At 70.0% G+C, this 19401-nt stretch carries 20 protein-coding genes; 9 read left to right on the forward strand and 11 right to left on the reverse strand.

Annotation, left to right across the window (positions count from 1 at the left end):
- On the reverse strand, positions 1 to 989 hold a 989-nt coding region (locus tag VNO22_15500), incomplete at its 3' end, for a FliM/FliN family flagellar motor switch protein (GenBank protein HXG62773.1).
- Positions 990 to 1020: 31 nt separating this feature from the next.
- The gene (locus tag VNO22_15505; protein HXG62774.1) at positions 1021 to 1329 is read right to left on the reverse strand and encodes a septum formation initiator family protein; all 309 of its coding nucleotides are present in this window, start codon (positions 1327 to 1329) and stop codon (positions 1021 to 1023) included.
- A gap of 66 nt (positions 1330 to 1395) precedes the next feature.
- On the opposite strand from VNO22_15505, the gene VNO22_15510 reads away from it, so the two are divergent.
- From VNO22_15510 to VNO22_15545, 8 genes are all read left to right on the forward strand, one after another.
- The gene (locus VNO22_15510) at positions 1396 to 2031 is read left to right on the forward strand and encodes a phosphatidylserine decarboxylase family protein (protein ID HXG62775.1); all 636 of its coding nucleotides are present in this window, start codon (positions 1396 to 1398) and stop codon (positions 2029 to 2031) included.
- Entirely contained in the window at positions 2000 to 2860 is an 861-nt protein-coding gene (gene pssA, locus VNO22_15515) for a CDP-diacylglycerol--serine O-phosphatidyltransferase (protein ID HXG62776.1), read from the forward strand. Before VNO22_15510 ends, pssA begins: the two co-directional genes overlap by 32 nt.
- Before the next feature lie 27 nt (positions 2861 to 2887).
- Positions 2888 to 3367, forward strand: coding sequence for a 2-amino-4-hydroxy-6-hydroxymethyldihydropteridine diphosphokinase (folK, locus tag VNO22_15520; protein ID HXG62777.1), 480 nt, complete (start codon positions 2888 to 2890; stop codon positions 3365 to 3367).
- The gene (panC, locus tag VNO22_15525) at positions 3367 to 4206 is read left to right on the forward strand and encodes a pantoate--beta-alanine ligase (protein ID HXG62778.1); all 840 of its coding nucleotides are present in this window, start codon (positions 3367 to 3369) and stop codon (positions 4204 to 4206) included. Before folK ends, panC begins: the two co-directional genes overlap by 1 nt.
- 38 nt (positions 4207 to 4244) lie before the next feature.
- Complete coding sequence (gene ispE, locus VNO22_15530) at positions 4245 to 5126, forward strand: 4-(cytidine 5'-diphospho)-2-C-methyl-D-erythritol kinase (GenBank protein ID HXG62779.1); 882 nt, start codon at positions 4245 to 4247, stop codon at positions 5124 to 5126.
- The gene (locus VNO22_15535; protein HXG62780.1) at positions 5096 to 5524 is read left to right on the forward strand and encodes a SpoVG family protein; all 429 of its coding nucleotides are present in this window, start codon (positions 5096 to 5098) and stop codon (positions 5522 to 5524) included. Before ispE ends, VNO22_15535 begins: the two co-directional genes overlap by 31 nt.
- A gap of 78 nt (positions 5525 to 5602) precedes the next feature.
- Positions 5603 to 7057: an L-seryl-tRNA(Sec) selenium transferase gene (gene selA / locus VNO22_15540; GenBank protein ID HXG62781.1), complete on the forward strand. Its 1455-nt coding sequence runs from the start codon at positions 5603 to 5605 to the stop codon at positions 7055 to 7057.
- Between the two features lie 35 nt (positions 7058 to 7092).
- Positions 7093 to 8745, forward strand: a complete 1653-nt coding sequence (locus VNO22_15545; GenBank protein HXG62782.1) for a serine/threonine-protein kinase — start codon at positions 7093 to 7095, stop codon at positions 8743 to 8745.
- Here VNO22_15545 and VNO22_15550 read toward each other — a convergent pair.
- From VNO22_15550 to hemL, 6 genes are all read right to left on the reverse strand, one after another.
- Positions 8742 to 9437 carry an HAD-IA family hydrolase gene (locus VNO22_15550; protein ID HXG62783.1) on the reverse strand — a complete coding sequence of 232 codons (696 nt, stop codon included), beginning with the start codon at positions 9435 to 9437 and terminating at the stop codon, positions 8742 to 8744. The genes VNO22_15545 and VNO22_15550 overlap by 4 nt on opposite strands.
- Positions 9431 to 10513, reverse strand: a complete 1083-nt coding sequence (gene ribD / locus VNO22_15555) for a bifunctional diaminohydroxyphosphoribosylaminopyrimidine deaminase/5-amino-6-(5-phosphoribosylamino)uracil reductase RibD (protein ID HXG62784.1) — start codon at positions 10511 to 10513, stop codon at positions 9431 to 9433. The genes VNO22_15550 and ribD overlap by 7 nt, the downstream gene beginning before the upstream one ends.
- A complete protein-coding gene (gene miaB / locus VNO22_15560) occupies positions 10510 to 11826 on the reverse strand; it encodes a tRNA (N6-isopentenyl adenosine(37)-C2)-methylthiotransferase MiaB (protein ID HXG62785.1) in 1317 nt (438 codons plus the stop codon). Before miaB ends, ribD begins: the two co-directional genes overlap by 4 nt.
- Before the next feature lie 76 nt (positions 11827 to 11902).
- Positions 11903 to 12889 carry an HD domain-containing phosphohydrolase gene (locus VNO22_15565; GenBank protein ID HXG62786.1) on the reverse strand — a complete coding sequence of 329 codons (987 nt, stop codon included), beginning with the start codon at positions 12887 to 12889 and terminating at the stop codon, positions 11903 to 11905.
- Entirely contained in the window at positions 12886 to 13788 is a 903-nt protein-coding gene (locus VNO22_15570) for a phosphatase PAP2 family protein (protein ID HXG62787.1), read from the reverse strand. The genes VNO22_15565 and VNO22_15570 overlap by 4 nt, the downstream gene beginning before the upstream one ends.
- Positions 13761 to 15035, reverse strand: coding sequence for a glutamate-1-semialdehyde 2,1-aminomutase (hemL, locus tag VNO22_15575; GenBank protein HXG62788.1), 1275 nt, complete (start codon positions 15033 to 15035; stop codon positions 13761 to 13763). Before hemL ends, VNO22_15570 begins: the two co-directional genes overlap by 28 nt.
- 135 nt (positions 15036 to 15170) lie before the next feature.
- Between hemL and VNO22_15580 the strand changes: the two genes are divergently transcribed.
- A complete protein-coding gene (locus VNO22_15580; GenBank protein HXG62789.1) occupies positions 15171 to 18083 on the forward strand; it encodes a bifunctional serine/threonine-protein kinase/formylglycine-generating enzyme family protein in 2913 nt (970 codons plus the stop codon).
- Positions 18084 to 18130: 47 nt separating this feature from the next.
- On the opposite strand, the gene VNO22_15585 is transcribed toward VNO22_15580, so the two are convergent.
- The 3 genes from VNO22_15585 to VNO22_15595 form a co-directional block, all read right to left on the reverse strand.
- Positions 18131 to 18562 (reverse strand): hypothetical protein, encoded by a 432-nt coding sequence (locus VNO22_15585; protein HXG62790.1) that lies wholly within the window; start codon positions 18560 to 18562, stop codon positions 18131 to 18133.
- On the reverse strand, positions 18559 to 19221 hold the full coding sequence (locus VNO22_15590; protein ID HXG62791.1) for an ABC transporter ATP-binding protein: 663 nt from the start codon (positions 19219 to 19221) through the stop codon (positions 18559 to 18561). Before VNO22_15590 ends, VNO22_15585 begins: the two co-directional genes overlap by 4 nt.
- Positions 19214 to 19401: ABC transporter permease (locus tag VNO22_15595; GenBank protein ID HXG62792.1), on the reverse strand; the 188-nt coding region annotated here is incomplete at its 5' end. The genes VNO22_15595 and VNO22_15590, both read right to left, overlap by 8 nt.

Raw genomic sequence — 19401 nt, forward strand, 5'->3', positions numbered from 1 at the left:
GGCTCGGAAGCGGCGCCCTCCGCGCCGCCCGCCTCGGGCCCGGCCTCAATCCGCACCGCCCGCCGGTCCCGAAGCCGCCCCAGGCGTCCCTGGAACTTCGGACGTCCCTCCACCGAAACGACGACCGCTCCTCCCTGCGGATGGCGCGTCGCCAGGAGGTCCCCGGGACGAAGATCCCGCAGGTCGCGCAGGCGGATCGAAGCGGCCGGAAGAGACACCTCGATCCGAAGCCCCGCCCCCGCCAGGCCTTCGGCCGGCCCTTCCGGCGACGCCGCGCGCGACGGCGATCCCCCCTTGGGCGCCCCGACCAGGCGCTCGAGCCGGCTCTGGATCGCCACGAAGGGGTAACCCACGTCCACGCAGCCCCGCCGATCCCCGATCACCACCTCGAGAACCACCCCGACCGCCGGTTCGTCCGCGTTCGGCAACGCCGCCAGCGCCGGGTCGCTCTCGCGCCGCAGCACCCGGAACTCGCCCGGCCCGGTCGGCGCCCAGGCTTCCTTCAGGAGATCCAGCGCCCGTCCCAGCACCGCCTCCATCACGTTCCATTCCAGAACCGACAGCGGCCGGTCCGGCGGAACCGCCCCCACCCGCGCGGACCCCAGAAGCCGCTCGATCATCGGCCAGGCCACCGACGGATTGACCTCGAAAAGAAACGCCCTTTCCTCCCCGCTCCAGGAGACGACCGAAAAGACCGTGGGACGCGGCAGGGACTGGACGAAATCGCGCAGAATCACCTGGTGAACCCCGGCCACCTTGACCTCGACCGGCGTTCGAAGGAGGGCGGCCAGCGCCGCCTGAAGGCTTCGCGCGTAGAGCTCGTGCAGCGCTTCCAGGGCCCGGATCTGCTCCCCGGACAGGCGCACCGGACGGCGGAAATCGTAGGGAACCGCGGTCGCCTCGGAAGGAAGCTCCCCCGCACCGCTGTCGATGGCGCTCAACAGCGCATCGACCTCGTGCTGGGACAGGATCTTGTCGGACTCGGGCACCTCCCCTCTCCTCCTTTCCGGGGGACGCCGATCAGTCGATCAACCGCTCCCCCTGAGCCACCTGCTTCCAGCCGCGAAGCACCGACTCGACGTACACCGGATCGTTCTCGAGCGCGCGCACCTCGTCCCGAAGCGCCTGGTTGGCCCGGCGCAGGGCTTCGATCCGGCGGGCCAGCTCCGCGCGTTCGCGCCTCAGACGGGACGTCTCCTGGCGCGCCCCCAGAGCCTGAAACGCAAGCCCCGCCATCAGGAGCCCGACCGCGATCCCCCACAGAGGCCCCCGGAGGCGTCCCCACGCCCCCGCCGACCTCTCTTTCCAAACCCTTGGCCCCAGCGTCATTATACGCCTCCGGTACCCTACTTGACGGAAAAACTGACCGGTGCTATCCTCAGACACGTTATCGACATGCTCTTCCTTTTTGCTAAATATGGAAGAAAGGAGCTCGTCGTCTTTTCGCTCCTCTGGGCGGCTCTCGGAACGGCGCTCTGGTTCGCCCACCCCGCCGCCGCCGCCGTCCCCGCCCTGGGCCTCCTTTTCACGTTGAACTTCTTCCGGGACCCCGAACGCGCCATCCCCCAGGAAGCCGACCTCCTCGTCTCCCCCGCCGACGGCACCGTCGTCGAAATCTCCGAGGTCCAGGAGGACGAATTTCTCCGGGCCCCCTGCCACAAGATCGGCATCTTCCTTTCGGTCTTCGACGTCCACGTCAACCGCTCTCCGTGCGATGGAACCGTGCGGGCCACCCGCTACCGTCCGGGAAAGTTCCTCGACGCCCGCCATCCCGACTGCGGCCGCGTCAACGAGTCCAACGCCATCCACGTCGGAGACGTCCTCGTCAAGCAGATCGCCGGGGCGATCGCCCGCCGCATCGTGTGCGAGGCCAAGCCCAACGACGTGCTGGCCCGGGGCCAGCGCTTCGGCATGATCAAGTTCGGCTCCCGCACGGAGCTCTACATCCCGAAGGACCGCGTCGCGGAACTCCGCGTCCGGATCAACGACAAGGTGAAAGGTGGACAGACCGTCATCGCCCGAACCCGTTAGCCGGCGGTGGCCTTTCCGGCGCCCGGGGCGCCCCCGGCCCCTGCGCACGATCGCGCTCCTGCCGACCCTGATCACGCTGGGCAACGGGGTCTGCGGGCTGGCCGCCATCTTCGCCATCGGAACCGGCCTTCATACCGAGGCCGAGCGCCACTTCACGCGCGCCGCGTGGCTCATCCTCGGGGCCATGATCTTCGACGCCCTGGACGGCTTCGTCGCCCGCATGACCCGCACGGCGTCCGCCTTCGGGGCGCAGCTGGACTCCCTCTGCGACCTGATCACGTTCGGAGTGGCCCCCGGTTTCCTCGTTTTCGCCGTCACGCGGGGCGCCGACGGCTTCTGGGAGCGCCCCATCCAGGTGGCCTGCATCCTCTACGCCCTCTGTGCCCTCATCCGCCTGGCGCGCTTCACGGTGGAAACCACGCCGGACGAAAGCTCCCACCGCGAATTCGCCGGCCTCCCCTCCCCGGCCGCCGCCGGAGTCCTGGCCGCGGCGGTTCTCCCCTCGCGCGTCCTGCCCCAGGCCGTCGTGGATCTCATCCACCCCGCGCTGCCGGGCCTCACGCTGGCCATGGCGGTGCTGATGGTTTCGCGGGTCAAGTATGTCCACGTCATCAATCGCCTCCTCCGCGGCCGGCGCCCGTTCGTAACCCTGGTGGAGCTGGCCCTCCTGGCCGCGCTCGGCGTCATCTTCCGGGAATTCGTGCTCTTCCTGGCCTTCTTCGCCTACGCGGCCTCGGGCCCCATCCTGGGGATGCGCAAGCGCCTGGCCCGGCGGCCGGCGCCCGCGGGCGTCCTGGCCCCTCCTCCCCGCGAGCGGCCGGGGGCCTGAGTTCCTCCCGAGAAAGGGGTCCGTACGATGCCGGCCGAACCCGACGACCTTCCCCAGACCCCTCCGGCGGTGCTCGCCTACATCGGTCTGGGATCCAACCTCGGCGACCGTCTCGGAACCCTCCGCGCCGCCCTGGCCCGCCTGGCGCCCCGCCGCGTGTCTTCGATCGTCGAGACCGAGCCGTGGGGCCGGACGGGACAACCGCGCTTCCTCAACTGCGTGGCCGAAATCGAAACCGACCTCCCGCCCGAGGCGCTCCTGGACCGCCTCCAGGCGCTGGAGCGGGAATTCGGCCGCGTGCGCGCGCAACGCTGGGGACCGCGGACGCTCGACCTCGACCTTCTGCTCTACGGCGATCTCGAAATCCGCACCCCCCGGCTCGTCGTGCCCCATCCCTTCCTGGCCGAGCGCCGGTTCGTGCTGGAGGGCCTCGCCGAACTGTGCCCCGACCGGGCGGTCCCCGGGCGGGGACGCACCGTCCGCGAGCTCTTGGAAAGGGCCGCCTGATGCGCACCCTCGAAACGATCCGCGACATCCAGGACTACGTGACCGGATGCCGCAAGAAAGGCCTCACGATCGGCTTCGTGCCGACCATGGGCGCCTTCCACGAAGGACACCTTTCCCTCATGCGGCAGGCCCGCCGGGACAACCGGGCCGTCATCGTCAGCATCTTCGTCAACCCGCTTCAGTTCTCCGCCGGCGAAGACTACGACCGGTACCCCCGGCGCCTCGAGCAGGACGCCCGCCTGGCCGAGTCCGAGGGCGTGGACGTCCTCTTCATCCCCTCCGTCGCCGAGATGTATCCGAAAGGGTTCGACACGCACGTCGATCAGACGGACCTGCCGTCGAAGCTCTGCGGCCCTTTCCGGCCCGGCCACTTCCGCGGCGTCCTGACGGTCGTCACGAAGCTCCTCAACATCGTCAAGCCCGACCGCGCCTACTTCGGCCAGAAGGACTACCAGCAGTTCCTCATCATCCGCCGCGCCGTCATCGACCTCAACCTGGACGTCGAGGTCCGGCTCCTGCCCACCGTGCGGGAGGAGGACGGCCTGGCGATGAGTTCCCGGAACGTCTACCTCGGGCCCAAGCAGCGCAAGGACGCAACCTGCCTCTACCGCGCGCTGCGGCGGGCGGAGGAACTGGTGGCCGCGGGCGAAAGCTCGGCCGCGCGCGTGGCCGCCGAGATGAAGCGCCTCATCCACCGCGTCAAGGGCACCCGCATCGACTACGTGGCGATCGTGAACTCCGAAACCCTGGAACCCGTCAAGGAGATCAAGGGCAAGACGCTCATCGCCCTGGCGGTCCGCATCGGCAAAGCCCGGCTCATCGACAACATCATCGTCTGAGCCGCCCCGCCGGGGCCGGCGCGCGCGGCCCTTCCCCCATGGCCCGGATCGTCCGCCGGTTCTGCCCCGCCAAGATCAACCTCTTCCTCGAGGTCCGCGGCCGCCGCCCGGACGGTTACCACGAGATCCTGACCGTCATGGCGCCGGTGGATCGGGGAGACCTTCTCGAAGTGCGCGAGGCCCGCGGCTTCTCGCTCGAGGTCGAAGGAGCGTCCCTCCCCGGCCCGAACACCGTGGAGAACGCCTGGCGGGCCGCGCTGCGGCGGCGGCGCCTCCCGGGCGCGCGCGTGCGCCTCGTCAAGCGCATCCCCGCCGGAAGCGGGCTCGGCGGCGGAAGTTCCGACGCCGCCTTCTTCCTGCGGGCGCTCGAGGACCTCTACGGCCCGATCCCCGACCTCGAGGGCGCCGCCGCCGAGGTCGGCAGCGACGTTCCCTTTTTTCTCTCCGGAGGCCCCGCCCTCTGCCTGGGCCGCGGGGAACGCGTGGTGGCGCTGGCCCGCGCCCCCCGCCTCCATGGAGTCGTCCTCTGGCCGGGCTTTCCGCTTTCGACCGCCTCCGTCTACGCCCGCGTTCGAGAATTCTTGACGAAACCCTCTCCCGACGTCATGAATTTCTTAAACGCCCTTGTCCGGGGGGACGCGGCGCGCCTGGGGCGCGCGCTGTTCAACCGGCTGGAGGGGCCGGCGTTCGCGCGGCGTCCCGAGCTGGCGCGCCTGCGGGACCGGATGGCGCGCCTGCCGTTCGCCGCCGTGCGCCTGACCGGTTCCGGCTCGGCCCTGTACGGGCTGTGCGCCTCCCGCGCGGAGGCCCGCCGCCTGGCCGACCGGCTCCGGCGGGACCGGCCGGGGGCGTTCGTGACGGAATTCGCCGATTGGCCGGGGGAGGAGCCGTGGAGATCACCGAGATCCGCATCAAGCTGACGTCCCAGCGCGCCGACAAGCTGCGGGCGTTCTGCTCGGTTACGTTCGACAACGCGCTCGTCATCCGCGACCTCAAGATCATCGAGGGACAACGGGGAGTCTTTGTCGCCATGCCCTCGCGCAAGATCTCCGACCGCTGCCCCCGATGCTCCGCCAAAAACCACGTCCGCGCCAAGTTCTGCAACGAATGCGGCCACCGGCTGGCGCCCGACCGGGTCGAACAGGCCGGCGCCGGCCGACCCAAGCTCTACGCCGACATCGCCCACCCCATCAACGCCGCCGCCCGCGAGGCCCTCGAGGCGCGGATCCTGGCCGCCTACCGCGAGGAACTGGAAAAGTCCCGCCTCCCCGGCTACCGGCCCGTCGAGATCTACGAGCCCTCGGAGGACCCGGACTGATTCCGCCCGCGACTCGACCCGGACCCGCCCGCGTGCTATAGTGTCCTCGGGCCGCCGCGGCCCCTCGGAAAGAGATTCATGGCCGACCCCGACGCCCCCGCCTTCACGGGCCGCAGCCCGGGCTCCGGCGGAGCCGCATCCGCCGCCGAACGGCTGCGCCGCATCCCGAAGGTGGATGTCCTTCTGGCCCACCCCGGCGCCCAGCCGCTCATCGCCGAAAGCGGTCGGGAACTGTTCGCTTCGTGCCTCGACGAAGTCCTCGACGGCCTGCGCGCCCGCCTGCGCGCGGGCGCCGAGGAGCCCGTGGACGCCCCGGCGATCCTGGCGGCCGTGCGGGAACGCCTCGCCGCGCGCCGCGCCCCGAAACTCTGCCGCGTCCTCAACGCCACCGGCGTCATCCTCCACACCGGACTCGGACGCGCCGTCCTGGCCCCGGCCGCCCTCGAGGCGATCGCCCGCGAACAGCGGGGCTATTCCCTCCTCGAGGTCGACCGCGACACGGGCGAACGCTCCATCCGCGAAACCCCCGTCGTCGAGCTCATCCGCCGGATCACGGGCGCCGAGGCCGCCACCGTCGTCAACAACAACGCCGGCGCCACGCTGCTTTCCCTGGCGGCGCTGGCCCGCGACCGGGAAGTCGTCACCTCGCGCGGCCAGCTCGTCGAGATCGGCGGCTCCTTCCGCATCCCGGACGTCATGAAGCAGTCGGGCGCGATCCTCGTCGAGGTCGGAACGACCAACAAGACCTACCTTTCCGATTACGAAGCCGCCCTCACGGACCGCACGGCCCTCCTGCTGCGCGTGCACACCTCCAACTACCGCATCGTGGGATTCACCCATTTCCCCCCGCTCGAGGAGCTCGTGGAGCTGGCGCGCCGCCGGGGCCTGCGGGTCATGGATGATCTCGGCTCGGGCGCCTTCGTCGACCTGGCCCCCTTCGGGGTGACGGACGAACCCACCGTCCAGGCCAGCGTCCGCGCCGGGGCCGACGTCATCACCTTCAGCGGCGACAAGCTCCTCGGAGGTCCCCAGGCGGGACTCATCGTGGGCCGCGCCGAGGCGGTCGCGCAGATCCGCCGCCACCCGCTCTTCCGCGCCCTCCGCGTGGACAAGCTCACGCTCACCGCGCTCGAGGCCACGCTCAAGCTCTACCTCGACCGCGAGCGGCTCTTCCGGGAGCTTCCGACCCTGCGCATGATCGCGCTCTCCCGGGAGGAGTGCGACCGGCGCGCGCGGGCGCTGGCCGAACGGCTCCGCGACGTCCCGGGGCTCGAGGTCGAAGTCCAGGACGACGCCAGCGAATTCGGCGGCGGGTCGGTGCCCACGCGGCAGCTCCCCACGCGCGTGGTGGCGATCCGCCCGGCGTCCCTCTCGCTCGAAGCGCTGGCCGCGCGGCTGCGCCGCGGCGATCCCTGCGTCTTCGCCCGCATCGCCCGCGAGCGCCTGCTCCTGGACGTCCGCACGCTCCAGGACGGGGAGGACGAGGAGCTCGCCGCCGCCGTGCGGCGCGCCGCCGGCGCCGGCCGGGTCTAGATTTCGCCGAACCCCGCCGATATAATCCCGCCTCGATGTCCACCGGCCGGGGCGACCTCTTGCTGGGAAAGATCGCGCTTCGGGAGGGGCTGGTCACGAAAGAACAGCTCTTCGACTGCCTCCAGGCCCAGGAGCGCAATCCGTCCCGGTCCCTGGGTTCGATCCTGATCTCCCGCGGCTACCTGCGGCAGGAGGACGTGGACCGCCTGGTCCGCCTCCAGAAACAGGCGTTCGAGACCGACCCCTCCTCCGGCGCCCCGCGGCGCCGCGGGCCCCTCTTCGGCAAAATCCTCGTGGACCGCGGGCTGGCCACCGAGTACCAGGTCAACGAGTGCCTCCGCCTCCAGGGCCGCATGGCCGAGCTCGGGATCCAGCCCGTTCCCGCCCTCGGGGAAATCCTCATCCGGCGCGGGTACCTGGACCGCGAGGCGGTCGAGACCGCGCTGCAGCTGCAGAACCTCGAACTCTACACCTGCCCCGACTGCGGCGCGCCGCTCGAAGGCGGTCCCGAGCCGGATCCGTCCGGCCAGACGTACGCCTGCCGGGCCTGCGGCGCCCGGGTGCCGCCCCTTTTGGCCAAGATGGCCACCGCGCTCAAGGAGGCGCTCGAAGAGGCGTCCCGCGAGCACGACGTGGATCTCCCCGAAGAGGTCCGCCGCGCCGCCGCCGACGCTTCTAAGCGCTTCGGCAAGTACGTCCTCATCCGGGAAATCGGCCGCGGCGGCGCCGGCATCGTCTACAAAGCCTGGCAGCAGGACCTCAACAAGATCGTGGCGCTCAAGATCCTCCCCCATGAAAGCGACACCGCGGCGGGCGTGAAAACCCCCTTTGGAGACGTGGAGGACGTCAAGCGGTTCTACAACGAGACCCGCGCTCACGCGGAGCTCCAGCACCCCAACATCGTCCCCATCCTCGACTTCGGCGTCGTGGACGACCACTTCTACTACACGATGACGTACATCGAAGGGGTCACCCTCGACGGCGTGGTGCGCGAAGGACTGGACGAGCGCGCCTTTCAGACGACCTTCATTCCCTCCGCCGGCGAGCCCGCGCCCCCCCGGCGCGAAACGGCCCGCATCGTCAAAGGCAAGGGGATGCCCCTGCGCAAGGCGCTCGAGATCCTGCGGGATCTGGCGCTGGCCGTGCAGTACGCCCACGAGCGCGGCGTCTACCACCGCGACATCAAGCCGGCCAACATCATCCTGGACAAGGACGGCAAGCCCTGGCTCATGGACTTCGGCCTGGCCAAGGTGACCCGCATCGGCGACAGCGCCTACGTCAAAGGCGTCATCATGGGCACGCCCTACTACATGCCCCCCGAACAGGCGATCGGGGACATGGAGCAGGTGGACGACCGGAGCGACATCTACTCCCTGGGAGCCGTCCTTTACGAAATGGTCAGCGGCTACTGCCCCTTCACGGGCAAGACGCCCGACGAGGTGCTGGCGCTCCTGCCCAAGCAGCCTCCCGAGCCGGTCCGCTCCCACGTGCCCCAGCTCCCGGAGGAAGTGGCGGCGATCATCGAGAAGGCGATGCGGCGCGAGAAACACCGCCGGTATCCCTCCGCCCGCGCGCTGGCGGAGGACATCGAAAACTACCTGGCCGGCCGGCCGCTCAACCTCGAGCCCCAGGGCGCCCGCCCTTCCTCCCTCTGGGGAAAAATCCGGGGCCTCTTCGGAGGCGACTAAACGAGCCGCGGAAGCTCCGCCAGCGACCGGATCGTCGGAATCCCATCCGCCGCGGCCGTCCCCTCGCGGTCCAAAAGCACCGCCCGCAGGCCCGCCGCAAGCGCTCCTTCGACATCCTCGTCCGCCAGGTCCCCGACATGGAGCGCTTCCGCCGCGGCCACGCCCGCCCGCGCCAGGGCCTCCCGGAAGATCCGGGGATCCGGCTTGCGCGCCCCCGCCTCCGCCGAAATCACCAGGAAATCCACCAGACGGTCCAACCCGTGGCCCTCCGCGATCCGCCGCAGGCGCGTGTCCCAGTTGGACACGATCCCCAGCCGCAAGCCCCGGGCCCGAAGCTCCCGGAGCGTGGGGACGGCGTCGTCGTACAGCCTCCAGACTTCCGGCGCTCCGAACCGCCGGTAGAGCGCCTCGAACCAGGCCTCGAAGGGAACCTCCCGCAGAGGCTCCAGCCGCGCGTGGATCCGCCGGGTGATCTCGCGCCACATGGCGTAGTCCTGAGCGTCGCTGGCGTCTCCCTCCCGCACGTATTCCCGCACGAAGGCGCGGAAGACGGGCCGGAAGGCCTCGGCGAAGTCGGACGGCGGCAGCCGCACCCCGAAGCGCGCGGTGGTCTCCGCGTAGACGGTTCCGAGATCCGGATGCGCCGTCAGAAGCGTGTGCCCCGCGTCGAAGAAAACCGCGCGGATCACCATCGCACCCGCCCCCGCACCAGAAGATCCTCCCCGATCCGCTCGACCGCCACCCGTTCCAGCCGGAGCGCCTGGGCCATTCGGTCGAGGCCCTCGCCTTCGACGGGCGTCTTGGCCTCCCGTCCTCCCACCACTTTGGGGGCCACGAACACGCACACCTCGTCCACGAGCCCCGCCTCCTCGAAGAGGCTGGCGTGCACCTCGCCGCCGCCCTCGACGAGAATCTTCTGGAACCCTTCGCGCGCCAGCGCCTCGAAGACCAGCCGCAGGTCCCGAACGTCGAGCTGAAGCACCTGGACGCCCCGGCGGCGAAGCTCCCGGAGGCGGCCCTCCGGGGCGGCCGGGGAAACCGCCAGCCAGGTGGGCTGCTCGCCGGCGGTGCGCACGACGTTCGCGTCCGGCGGCGTGCGGGCCAGGCTGTCGAGCACGATGCGGGCGGGCCGCCGGCGCGCGCCGCGGAGCATCGGGTCGTCCCGCAGCAGCGTGCCGGCGCCCACGAGAATGGCCTGGAAGGAATCCCGGAAGCGGTGAAGCCACGCCCGCGAACGCTCCCCGGAAACCCAGCGGGAATCTCCCGTGCGGGTGGCGATCTTGCCGTCCAGCGTCATGGCCCACTTGGCCACGACATAGGGGAGTCCCCGCGTGTGGAACTTGACGTACGGCGCGTTGAGCGCGCGCGCCTCGGCCGCCAGAACGCCGGTCGTCACCCGGATGCCGGCGCGCCGGACCCGGGCGATGCCCCGTCCGTCCACGAGCGGGTTCGGATCCCGCATGGCCACCACGAGTCGCGCCAGGCCGCTCCGCGACACGAGCTCGCTGCAGGGGGGGGTCTTCTTGGGGTGCGGGGAACACGGTTCGAGGGTCAGGTACATCGTCGCGCCGCGCGCCCGGGGGCCGGCGGCCCGGAGCGCGTGAACCTCCGCGTGGGGCCCGCCGAAGGCCTTGTAGTATCCCTCCCCCACGATGCGCCCGCCGCGGACGACGACCGCGCCCACGAGAGGGCTGGGCGCCGTGCGGCCCTCGCCCCGGGCGGCCAGCTCCAGCGCCCGCCGCATGAAGCGCACGTCCCGGTCCGTCATGCGAGCGTTCCGGAGAGCGCGTGCGCCGTGGCGCCCGTGATTTCGACGGTCACGAACCGGCCCCGGAGATCCCGGCCGGCGTCGAAGTTCACCACCTGATGCGTGTCCGTCCGGCCCGTCTGGCGGCGCGGATCGCGCTTGCTGGGACCCTCGACGAGAACCTCCAGGCGCTGCCCGACGCGGGCGCGGTTCTTCTGCAGGGAGATCCGCTCCTGGACCTCGAGGAGCACCTGATGGCGCCGCGCCTTCTCGGGCTCCGGCACGTCGTCGGGAAGCGCGGCGGCGTCGGTGCCCGGCCGCGGAGAGTACTTGAAGAGGAACGCATTCTGAAAACGGATGCGCTCCAGGAGCGCCACGGTCTCTTCGAACTCCGCGGGCGTCTCGCCGGGGAACCCCACGATGAAGTCGCCGGCGATCTCGATGCCGGGAACCTCGCTCCGCAGCGTGTCGCAGATCTCGACGTAGCGCTCCACCGTATAGCCGCGCCGCATGGCCTTGAGGATCCGGTTGGAGCCGGATTGCGGGGGGATGTGCAGGTACTTGCACACCTTGGGAAGATCCCGCAAGGCCGCCACCAGCGACGGCCGCACGAACGAGGGATGCGAAGTGATGAACCGGAGGCGACGGATGCCCTCCACCTCGCTCACCCGGCGGAGAAGCTCCGCCAGGTCGCAGGGCGGCCGCAATCCCTTTCCGTAGGAGTTGACCGTCTGGCCGAGAAGCGTGACTTCGACCGTTCCCTGATCGGCCAGGCGGCGGACCTCCTCGACGATCCGGTCGGGAGGGCGGCTGACCTCCCGGCCGCGCGTCATGGGAACGACGCAGTAGGTGCACGAGAGGTCGCATCCCTCCATCGCCTTGACGTAGGCCTGAAAGCGGTTGGCGCGGCTCTGGAGGGCCTCGGCGCCGTCGATGAACTCGTCGTCGAAATCGGCCACCGCGATCCGGCGGCGTCCGGTGGCGCGGACCTCCTCGACGAGCCTCGGGATGGCGCCGAAATGGCGCGGGCCGACGACGAGCTGGACGTGGGGAAGCTGCTCGAAGAGGCGATCCTGCCGGTTCTGCGCCATGCACCCCACGATGCCCACGACGAGATCCGGCTTGCGGGCCTTCAAGCGCTGGACGAGGCCGGCGTGGGAAAGCGCCCGTTCTTCGGCATGCTCGCGGACGGAACAGGTATTGAAAAGAATGAGATCCGCTTCTTCGCGCCGGTCGGCCGGGGACCAGCCCTGCGCCTGGAGCCGCGAGAGGATGAGCTCGCTGTCCAGGACGTTCATCTGGCAGCCGAACGTTTCGATGAACACTTTGCCCATGGCCGGTGGGGTGGATTCTAAGAAGGGCGGCCGTGGAAAGCAAAGGAGTCCGCGCCCGGAGATCGACGCCGACCGGTCATGGTCCGTCGGGCTCGCCCTCGGTCAGGCGCGCCAGGGTTTCCACGACCTCCCGGTCCCACCAGGCGCGCGCCGCCTCGTCCCGCAGGATCCGGAGCGATCGCTCCCGCGGGAACGCGGGCTTGTAGGGCCGCTCCGTGCGGAGCGCGTCATAGATGTCGCACACCGTGAGGATCCGCACCTCCAGCGGAATCTCCTGCCCGCGCAGACCGTCCGGATAGCCCGAACCGTCGAGCCGCTCGTGGTGATGCCGGATGAGCGGAATGACCCCTTCCAGACTCTTCATCGGCCGGCAGAGGTCGGCTCCCACCATCGGATGCCGTCGCATCTCCGCCAGCTCGCGGTCGTCGAGCGCGCCCGGTTTCCGGAGCACGGCATCCGGGACGGCGATCTTCCCGAGGTCGTGGAAGAGGCCTCCGAGCCGGAGCCTCTTGCGCGCGGCCTCGTCCAGACCGAAGGCTTCTCCCACCCGGGCGCTGTACTCGCCCACGCGCCGGCAATGATCCCCCGTGTAGGCGTCGCGGATCTCGACCACCCGCGCCATGCCGGCCAGCACCGCCTCCGCGTGCTCCAGCTCGTCCGTGAAGCGCTTGAGCGACAGCAGCGAACGCACCCGCGCCCTCAGCTCCTCGAACCGGTAGGGCTTCACCAGGAAGTCGTCCACCCCGAGATCCACCCCGCGCAGGCGGGCCTCGAAGTGATCCAGGCCCGTAATCATGATGACCGGAATGAGCCGCGTCCGGGGATCGCTCTTGAGGCGGCGGCAGATGTCGTAACCGTCCACGCCGGGAAGAAGGATGTCCAGGACCACGAGATCCGGAGGATTCCGCTCCACCTCGGCCAGCGCGGATTCGCCGTCGGCCACCTCACGCACATCGTAGCCCTGAGCTCCGAGCAGCCGCCGGAGGAGCATCCGGTCCGCGGGGTCGTCGTCCACGACGAGGATGCGGCCGCTCGAGGCGAACGGGAAACAGAGATCGCTCATGCGCCCTCCACCTCCCCCCGGTCGCGCTCATAGTATGACACAAGACCGCCCGCCGGACCAGCGCCCCTTCGGGCGATCCAGACCGCGGCCGCGGCTCCGGCGGCGATCCCCAGGGCCGCCCCCGCCAGAACGTCCACCAGGTAGTGGTAGCGCAGGTAGAGGGTCGAGGCCAGGATGGCTGCCGAAAGCGGCACGGCGACCCGCGCCGCCGCCGCAAGGCGATGCCGCGCGCAGAGAAAAACCGTCAGCGTCGCGATCGCCGCGTGGCCGCTCGGAAAGGTGTCCCGCGCCTCGCCTTCGAGCGCGTAGATGAGATCCTTGAGCGCCGCGCTGTGACCGGTCCAGGCGGGCTGGGGAACGCCGACCGCCTGCGGATGGTATCCGGGCCCCTCCGCGGGAACGAGGAAGTACCCCAGATACGAGGCGCACCACGCCAGCACATACGCCAGCCGGGCCTCTTCGAAGGCGGCCGGGTCGCCTTTTCGATAAAGCGCCACGCCGGGCAGGAGCGCCACGACGTAGTAGCTGATCCACGCCCATTTCGCCAGGGCCGTCAGAAGCGGCGTCTCGATCGTGCTCATGCCGCGCAGCACCGGCGTCCCCCCGATCGCCCGGTCGATGGAAATAAGCAGGGCGTCGTAGTCCACCGGATGGACCCGATGCACGAGCGCGCAGGCCATGAAGAAGAACGCCGGGATCGCGTACAGGAGATCGAAGTCGCGGATCCGGCGCGCCGCGGGGCGGGAGCAACGGGCCAGCGCCCACGTCAGGGCCGGAACCGCCAGGTGCCCCAGGGCGTAGAAGGGCCAGCCCGGGATGCGCGCCGAAAAAAGCACGCACAGGCCCGCCAGAAGGAGGGCGTACCCGGCGCTTACGACATCCGAAGGCCGGCCAGGCATCGCGCGGTGTACTCGATATCCCCCTTGGTGTGGGCGAAGCTCACGAACCACGCCTCGAAAGCGGAAGGCGGCCCGAGGATGCCCCGCTCCCGGAGCGCGCGGTGGAGCCGCGCGAAGCGCCGCGTGTCGGCGCGCGAAGCGCTCGCCCAATCCGTCACCGGACCGCGGGTGAAAAAGGGCGTCAGCATGGATCCCATGCGGTTGACGGTGACCCCGAGCTTCCGGAACGCGGCTTCCAGGCGCGCGCCCAGGTCCTCGAGGTTTCCGTAGATCTCCGGCCGGTCCCGGAGCGTGCGCAGCTGCGCCAGGCCCGCGGCCACGGCGAGCGGATTCCCCGAGAGGGTTCCCGCCTGATAGACCGGTCCCACCGGCGCCACCCGGTCCATGATCTCGCGCCGTCCGCCGTACGCCGCCAGGGGAAGCCCGCCTCCGATGATCTTGCCCAGACACGTCAGATCCGGCCGGATCCCGAAGAGGTTCTGCGCCCCCCCGTACCCCAGCCGGAATCCCGTGATGACTTCGTCGAAAATGAGGACGATGCCGCGGCGCGCCGTTTCGTCCCGCAGACCCTCGAGGAATCCCGGCGCCGGCGGGACGACCCCCATGTTTCCCGCCACGGGCTCCACGATCACCGCCGCCAGCTTCCGGCCGTTCTTCCGGACGAACGACCGGAAGGCTTCCAGGTCGTTGTACGGGAGGACCGCGGTGTGCCGGGCGGCGTCCCGCGGCACGCCGGGACTCGTCGGCACCCCGAACGTGGCGGCGCCGGAGCCGGCCTTGACGAGCAGGCCGTCGGCGTGTCCGTGGTAGCATCCTTCGAACTTGACGATTCCGTCCCGGCCCGTGAACGCCCGCGCGAGGCGCAGCGCGCTCATGCACGCCTCGGTGCCGCTCGAAACGAGGCGGACCTTCTCGATCGAGGGGATGGCGGCCGAGAGGAGCTCGGCCATTTCGACTTCGCCCTCCGTCGGGGCTCCGTAGGAGGTTCCCCGGGCGGCCGCGCGTTCCACGACCCGGACGATTTCGGGCGCCGCGTGGCCCAGAATGAGCGGACCCCAGGAGCCCACGTAATCGATGTATTCGTTGCCGTCGAGGTCCACCACCCGGGATCCCCGGGCCGAGGCGATGAAGGGCGGGATCCCTCCCACCGCCCGATACGCCCTCACGGGGGAGTTCACCCCGCCCGGAAGGACACGGAGGGCGCGGCGGAAGGCGGCTTCGCTGCGGGAGTGGCGCCGGGGTTTCACGTCCTTGTTAGTGTATTGCCTCCCGAAGCGCTGTCAACGTCGTTTCATCCGGAAGAGGCGGCTTGCGCCGCCCGGGGGATGTGTTAGTATTCGAACAGAGCCGCGCCGGGCGCCCGGGCCCGGCAGGAGGGGGCCATGGCGTTTCGAACGGTCCGCCCCGGCGATCGGATTTCGGAGTACGTCCTGGTCGAGAAACTCGGACAGGGCGGCTTCGGGGAAGTCTGGAAGGCCGAACATGCCCAGATCCCGGGCAAGTTCGTCGCGATCAAGATCCCCACCAGCTCCGAGAGCATGGACTTCCTCCGCCAGGAGGCCGTGTTCCAGCACGAGCTCGATCATCCGAACATCGTCCGCACGATCGGCCTGGATACCCGCCACGACCCGCCGTACTTCATCATGGAGTACGTCGAGGGCAAGAACCTCCGCCAGCTCCTGACGAGCGAAGGGATCCTGCCGCCGCCCTACGCGATCGACATCGCCGTCCAGGTGTGCGAGGCGCTGGCCTTCGCCCACGGGCGCGGCATCGTTCACAAGGACATCAAGCCGGAGAACATCCTCGTCGAGAAGAAGCGGGTGGATGTGTCCAACCGCGGCAAGGCCCTCCTCCACTACGTGAAACTCACGGACCTGGGGCTGGGAACCTTCCCGGATCCGCGTCCGAGCGAAATCCTGGTGTCCGAGAACGCCCGCACGAGCGGGATGCGGATCCTCTCCGGCACGCTCTTCTACATGGCGCCCGAGCAGATGGTTCCCGGGCGGGCGGTGGACGCGCGGGCCGACCTTTATTCTCTGGGCGTGGTTCTCTACGAGATGCTCACGGGGGAGCTTCCGCTCGGGATGGATCTGCCGAGCGAGCTCAACCCGGTGGTCACCCCCGAACTCGACGCGATCTGCAAGAAGGCGCTCTCGATCGACCGGGACATGAGGTACTCGAGCGCCCGCGAAATGGCCGCCGACCTTCAAAAGGCGAAGGAGGCGTTCCTCGTGAAGCTCGTGGGCTCCGGGGTCCCGGCGGCGCCCGAGCCCCCGAATGCGCCGGCTCCGGACGCGAACCCTCGGCGATGCCGCCTGCGACCGGCCCTCGATGTCGCGCTCCTGGCGCTCGTGGCGGGCCTCCTGGCGGCGTCCGGCCTCTCCTTCGCCCGCATCCGCCGTCCGGAGCGCGCCGCCGCGCCGGCGCCCGCGGGCGCGCCCGCGCTCGGGGGACCCTTCATCCTGTCCACCGTCCCTCCGGAGGCCGAGGTCTGGCTCGACGGCCGCAGGGTCGGCACGACGCCTTTGCGTCTGGAGGGCGTCCGGTTCGAACGGCACACGGTCCGCCTGTGTCGGGAGTTTTTCGTGTCCCGGGAACTCGTGCTGGACCCGCGCGTCGTGGACGGCCGGCACCACTTCGCCGTGCTGGACACCGAGGGCTCCCGGGAAATCGGCCTTCTCGATTGTGCGAAAGGATTTTCCCTGGAGAATCTGCCCCTGACGCGCCAGCGGGGCCGGATCCTGATCACGACGCCCCAGGTGACCCGGGCGGACGTGAAGATCGACGGCGAGTTCTACGGTCCCACGCCCCTGGACCGCGAACTCGAGGCGGGGCTGCACCATTTCACGATTTCCAAGGAAGGCTACGAGGAGTTTTCCTTCTACGAGAAGATCGAGGGAGGCGCCAAGCTCGTGCGGCCCGTGGCGCTTCTACCCAAGGGACAGCCGCCGGCGGCGGAGACGCCCTCGACGGTGCGCGTCCACCTGGCCTCCTCGCCGCCGGAGGCGGTGGTCTACGTGGATGAGATCGAGCGCGGACGGACGCCGTGCGATCTGGACCTGGCGCCGGGCGAGTACGCGCTCCGCCTGGAGAAAAAGTACCACGAGCCCTATGCGGGCCTCCTGACGGTGAGCGGCCCCGTCTCGCGCGATTACACGCTGCCGCGCCTGCGGAGCCGCGTGGCCTTCGAGTCCGACCCGCCCGGCGCGTCCGTTTACGTGGACGGCGCGTTCGTGGGAGTGACGCCCTGCGTCGCGCCCTCCGTGGAGGCCGGGCCGCGCCAGGCGCGCTTCACGCTGGCCGGCCATCTCGACCAGATCGCGGCCTTCGAGGTCGTCAGCCGGGATCCGATCGACCGCCCGGTGCGGGCCACCCTCCAGAAGATTCCGCCGGCCAAGCTTTCGGTGGACTGCGACGTCCGCGGCGCCGAGGTTTTTCTCAACGGAAAATCCGCGGGGCGCGTTCCGGTCGCCCCAAGAAGCCTGGATCCCGGCCGATACCGCGTCCGGGTCCTCGGAGTCGAACGGACCGTGACGCTCGACGCCGGCGCCTCGAAGACGCTCCACTTCACGCTGAAGGACCTGGACCTGGCGCGCGTGCCCGAAGGGGAATTCCGGTACGGCAGCGCGGACGCCAATCCCGGCGAGGTCTACGTCCGGTTGGAGCGGACGGGGGAGTTTTTCATCGACCTCTACGAGGTCACCAACGAGCAGTACGCGCTCTTCTACCAGTACGTCAGCGAGACGGGGGACCACAGCCGCTGCCATCCCTCGGAGGGCCCGCGGGACCACAAACCCGCCTTCTGGGGACAGGAGAAGTACGCGGCCTTCAATCATCCGCGCCACCCCGTCGTGGGCGTGAGCTGGTACGACGCGTACGCCTACGCCGCCTGGGCGGGCAAGCGCCTGCCTACGGAGCGCGAGTGGGAGAAGGCCGCCCGCGGAACGGACGGCCGGACGTACCCCTGGGGCAACGACTGGGCGCCGAACGAACGGCGGTGCAACTGGTCGGGGACGTTCGACGGATTCGAGCTGACGGCTCCCGTGGGCGCCTGCCCGGGCCGGAGCCCCTACGGCTGCTTCGACATGGTGGGCAACGTCCGCGAGTGGTGCCTGGACGACTACACGATCCGGAGCGGCGCGCGGGGGGACCGCGCCGGCGTTCTCGGGAAAGTGGTGCGCGGCGGAAGCTACCTGGGCAAGGACTACAACTCCACCACGATGCGGGAGTACGAGGGGCCCCACCATACGTCGACCACCCTCGGCTTCCGGTGCGTGGTCGAGGATCGGCGCTGAGGAGGGGGACGTTTCCTCATCGAACCGTCCCGCGGGGCGGCGCCGCGTCAAAAGAACTCCAGGCTTTTCACGATCGCTTCCACCTCGGGTCGCTCCGGTTCGCCCTCGTCCGCCCGCCGGACGTAGCTCAGAAAAAGGATCAGGTCGTGGTTGGTCGCCAGCCAGACGAGCCACCGGAGAAGGTCTCCCTCCGGCCCTTCTTCCTCGAACTCCGTTCCCGCCCACTCCACGCCGCGCTCGGTCCACTTCCGGATCGCCAATTTCTTCGGATCCGTCCCCGATTGCCGGAGGAACATCCGAAGCATGAACTCCACGTCGATCTTTTCCCCGGGACGGGGCGGACGGGTATCCCGGGCGGTGACGTGAAGGACTCCCGAGCCCTCCGGGCGGTAGATCGCCGGAGGATCCTCCGACTCGTCCACTTCCCATCCGTCGGGCAGCGTCAAACGGAACCATCCCCGGCGCTCGTACGTCCTCATGAAAGCAGCCTCCCGTCCTTCATCATCCACGTGCGGTCGGATCCGCGGGTCACCTCCGGATTGTGCGTGACGACGACGAGCGTGGCTCCGGCGCGCCGCCGGGCGCCCTGGAGGCACTCGAGAATCTGCTCCCCCGTCCGGGAGTCGACGTCCCCCGTGGGTTCGTCGGCCAGAATGAGCGACGGACGATTCGCCAGGGCGCGGGCGATCGCCACCCTCTGGCGCTCCCCGCCCGAAAGCCGCGCCGCCGTGAAGTCCCGCCGGTGGGCGATCCCCGCCTCCTCGAGCAGCTCGGCGGCCCGGCGGCGCCGCTCCCGGCGGGGCACCCCCACGGCCATCATCGGAATCTCCACGTTTTCGACCGCGGTGAGCGTCGGAATCAGATTATGAAGCTGAAAGACGAAGCCGACCTCCCGCGCCCTCACCGAATCCAGATCCCGCTCCGCCGAAAGCGGCCGGCCGTTGAGGTACACTTCCCCTCCGGTCGGAACGTCCAGCGCTCCGATGAGGTTGAGCAGCGTCGATTTCCCCGAGCCGCTCGGCCCCATGATGCAGACGAACGCCCCCCGCGGGACCTCGAGCGACACGCCCGCCAGCGCCAGCACGTCGCCCGGATAGCGCTTGACCAGGTCCACCGCCCGGACGGCGAGGTCATTCATACTTGAGCGCCTCCGTCGGCGACAGGCGCGCCGCCCGCCAGGCCGGATAGATCGCCCCGCCCACGCCGAGAAGCACCGCCACCGCGAAAGCCTGCGCGAAAAGAAGGGGCGTGTAAAGCGTATCCAGGCCGCGCGGCGCCCAGAGGATGAGAAGCTCCGCCCCGAGCACGCCCGCCCCCA

Source organism: Planctomycetota bacterium (assembly GCA_035574235.1).
Taxonomy (GTDB): domain Bacteria; phylum Planctomycetota; class MHYJ01; order MHYJ01; family JACPRB01; genus DATLZA01.

Coding starts and splice junctions, on each gene's coding strand:
- VNO22_15550 (HXG62783.1), bottom strand. CDS start 9,437: ATGGTGATCCGCGCGGTTTTCTTCGACGCGGGGCACACGCTTCTGACG.
- VNO22_15580 (HXG62789.1), top strand. CDS start 15,171: ATGGCGTTTCGAACGGTCCGCCCCGGCGATCGGATTTCGGAGTACGTC.
- VNO22_15510 (HXG62775.1), top strand. CDS start 1,396: ATGCTCTTCCTTTTTGCTAAATATGGAAGAAAGGAGCTCGTCGTCTTT.
- VNO22_15590 (HXG62791.1), bottom strand. CDS start 19,221: ATGAATGACCTCGCCGTCCGGGCGGTGGACCTGGTCAAGCGCTATCCG.
- VNO22_15585 (HXG62790.1), bottom strand. CDS start 18,562: ATGAGGACGTACGAGCGCCGGGGATGGTTCCGTTTGACGCTGCCCGAC.
- selA (HXG62781.1), top strand. CDS start 5,603: ATGGCCGACCCCGACGCCCCCGCCTTCACGGGCCGCAGCCCGGGCTCC.
- ribD (HXG62784.1), bottom strand. CDS start 10,513: ATGACGGACCGGGACGTGCGCTTCATGCGGCGGGCGCTGGAGCTGGCC.
- VNO22_15570 (HXG62787.1), bottom strand. CDS start 13,788: ATGCCTGGCCGGCCTTCGGATGTCGTAAGCGCCGGGTACGCCCTCCTT.
- miaB (HXG62785.1), bottom strand. CDS start 11,826: ATGGGCAAAGTGTTCATCGAAACGTTCGGCTGCCAGATGAACGTCCTG.
- ispE (HXG62779.1), top strand. CDS start 4,245: ATGGCCCGGATCGTCCGCCGGTTCTGCCCCGCCAAGATCAACCTCTTC.
- VNO22_15505 (HXG62774.1), bottom strand. CDS start 1,329: ATGACGCTGGGGCCAAGGGTTTGGAAAGAGAGGTCGGCGGGGGCGTGG.
- VNO22_15545 (HXG62782.1), top strand. CDS start 7,093: ATGTCCACCGGCCGGGGCGACCTCTTGCTGGGAAAGATCGCGCTTCGG.
- folK (HXG62777.1), top strand. CDS start 2,888: ATGCCGGCCGAACCCGACGACCTTCCCCAGACCCCTCCGGCGGTGCTC.
- panC (HXG62778.1), top strand. CDS start 3,367: ATGCGCACCCTCGAAACGATCCGCGACATCCAGGACTACGTGACCGGA.
- VNO22_15565 (HXG62786.1), bottom strand. CDS start 12,889: ATGAGCGATCTCTGTTTCCCGTTCGCCTCGAGCGGCCGCATCCTCGTC.